Annotated in this window: 2 protein-coding genes; both read right to left on the bottom strand. The window is 68.4% G+C overall.

Going from position 1 to position 2,549, the window contains the following annotated elements:
- Window positions 1–677: PCRF domain-containing protein (locus tag P3W85_RS00585; RefSeq protein WP_276263339.1), on the bottom strand; the 677-nt coding region annotated here is incomplete at its 3' end.
- 161 nt (window positions 678–838) lie between these two features.
- Complete coding sequence (hemA, locus tag P3W85_RS00580) at window positions 839–2,143, bottom strand: glutamyl-tRNA reductase (protein WP_276263340.1); 1,305 nt, start codon at window positions 2,141–2,143, stop codon at window positions 839–841.
- Window positions 2,144–2,549: the final 406 nt, after the last annotated feature.

Genomic DNA, 2,549 nt, shown 5'->3' with positions numbered 1-2,549 from the left:
GTATCGACGCGCAAGTCGGCGGGATTGATCTCGATCTCGGCCACTTCGTCCGCCTCGGGCATCACTGCCACCGTGCAGGCCGAGGTGTGGATACGTCCCTGCGCCTCGGTGGCCGGCACGCGCTGCACGCGGTGGCCGCCCGATTCGAACTTCAGCCTGGAAAACACCGCATCGCCGGCGATGCGGATAATCACTTCCTTGTAGCCGCCCAGGTCCGAGGGCGACTCGCTCATCAGTTCCACCTGCCAGCGCTGGCGTTCGGCGTAGCGCGTGTACATGCGCAGCAGGTTGGCCGCGAACAGCGCGCTTTCCTCGCCGCCGGCGCCGGCCCGGATTTCCAGCAGCAGGTTGCGGTCGTCGTTGGGGTCCTTGGGCAGCAGCAGTTTCTGCAGGCTGTTCGCCAGTGTGTCCAGCCGCTCGCGGGCCGCGGTGATCTCGTCGGCGGCGAATTCCTTCATCTCGGGGTCGTCCAGCAGCGCTTGGGCGGTGCCCAGGTCTTCCTGGGCCTGGCGGTACTGCGCATATTGCTCGGCCACCGGCGACAGTTCGGCGTGCTCGCGGGTGAGCTTGCGGTACTGGTCCATCTTGGCGGTGGCGTCTTCGCGTGCGAGCAGGGCGTTGACTTCGTCGAGTCGCTCGGCCAGTTGGTCGAGCTTGGATAGCATGCTGGCTTTCATGGAATTCCGGGCAGGGGCGCGATAAGACGGGTTGGATGGGCGGGTGGATGCGGCGTGTTGCGGGCTGGGGCTGCGTGCAGGGCGGCGGCACAATGGCCTGCGCGCCGGGCGCGACGCGAGGTTGGCCGGGCGCAGGACGCGCGCGGCCGGGGCGAGCGCGGCTAGCGCTCGGAGTGGCTGCTGTGGCGGAACAGGCCCGGCACCAGGCGCAGCAGGGTTTCGCGGTCGTCGCCCTGGGTGTGGTTCAGCGCGTGGGTGGGGCCGTGCAGGAATTTGCGGGTGAGCGCGCCGGACAGCGCTTCGAGCACGGCCTCGGGATCGTCGCCGCGCGCCAGCATGCGGCGCGCGCGCTCCAGTTCGGACTGGCGCATGGCCTCGCCCTGCGCCTGCAGGTCGCGGATGACCGGCACCACGCTGCGGGTTTCGAGCCAGTGCATGAAATTCTGCACGCGGCTCTCGATGATGGCCTCCGCCTGGGCCACGGCGGCCTGGCGCATGGCATTGCCCTCGCGCACGATGGCGCCGAGGTCGTCCACGGTGTACAGGAAGACGTCGTCCAGGCGCGCGACTTCGGGCTCCACGTCGCGCGGCACGGCCAGGTCCACCATCATGATGGGGCGGTGGCGGCGCAGCTTGACCGCGCGTTCCACCGCGCCCAGGCCGATGATGGGCAGGGAACTGGCGGTGCAGGACACCACGATATCGAATTCATGCAGGCGCGCGCCGAGGTCCGACAGGCGGATCGCCTCGGTGGTCAGGCCCTGGCCGGCAAGCGCCTCGGCGAGCTTTTCGCCGCGCTCGACGGTACGGTTGGCCACCACCATCTGGCGCGGCGTTTGCGCCGCGAAGTGGGTGGCGCACAGCTCGATCATCTCGCCCGCGCCGATGAACAGCACGCGCTGGGTCGAGACGCTTTCGAAAATGCGCTGGGCCAGGCGCACCGCGGCGGCGGCCATCGACACCGAATGCGCGCCGATCTCGGTCTGGCCGCGGACTTCCTTGGCCACCGCGAACGTGCGCTGGAACAGCTGGTTCAGGTAGGTGCCGAGCGCGCCGGCTTCCCCGGCGGTACGCACCGCATCCTTCAACTGGCCCAGGATCTGGGTTTCGCCCAGCACCATCGAATCCAGCCCGCTGGCCACGCGGAAGGCATGGCGCACGGCCTCGGATTGCGGCAGCGAGTAAAGATGGGGCGCGAGTTCGCCGGCCGGCACGTTATGGTGCTGCGCCAGCCAGCGCAGCGTATGCTCGAAGCCTTCCGAGCCCGACACCAGCACATCGGTGGCGCAGTAGATCTCGGTGCGGTTGCACGTGGAGAGGATGGCGGCTTCGGTTCCCGACTTGCCCGCCAGGTGCGTGCGCAAGGCGCCCAGCGCCGGTTTGATCTGCTCAAGCGGAAACGCCACTCGCTCGCGCAGCGAGACGGGCGCCGTGGTGTGATTGATACCGATCGCGAGCAGTTGCATGGTGGGGAACATGTCTCTTGGGCCGGAGCTCCGTGCCGTGGCGACGAACGCCGCAGCGCGGGCATGTGATGCCAATCCGGACGCGGATTCGCGCACGGATTCCGGCGCAAAGCGCCGCCGAACCGGGCTACATTATAGCGCCAGGTGCGAACCTTGCCCTCTAGCCAGATGGCTGTGGCTGGGTTTGCCGTATCGTTATGGCCACGGGCGGCTTGTGGCCGCGCGGACCGGATGACCCGGAATCTAGGAGAAAAGTGATGTTGGATACGCTGGTAGTGGGGGCGCTGGCCGGGCTGGCGGCACGGTCGCTGCACCCCGCAGGCAGGATCAGCCTGCTGGCGGCGGTGGTGTTTGGGGTGCTGGGCGCGCTTGCCGCTTTTTATGGCGGGCGCGGTGTTCACCTGTT

The organism is Cupriavidus basilensis, from assembly GCF_029335485.1.
GTDB classification, from domain to species: domain Bacteria; phylum Pseudomonadota; class Gammaproteobacteria; order Burkholderiales; family Burkholderiaceae; genus Cupriavidus; species Cupriavidus basilensis_E.
Note: the sequence above shows the minus strand (reverse complement) of the source record. Positions and strands in the feature narration are given on the sequence as shown.

Bases quoted from the DNA above. Each gene is read 5' to 3' on its own strand.
- hemA (WP_276263340.1), bottom strand. From the start codon at position 2,143: ATGCAACTGCTCGCGATCGGTATCAATCACACCACGGCGCCCGTCTCG.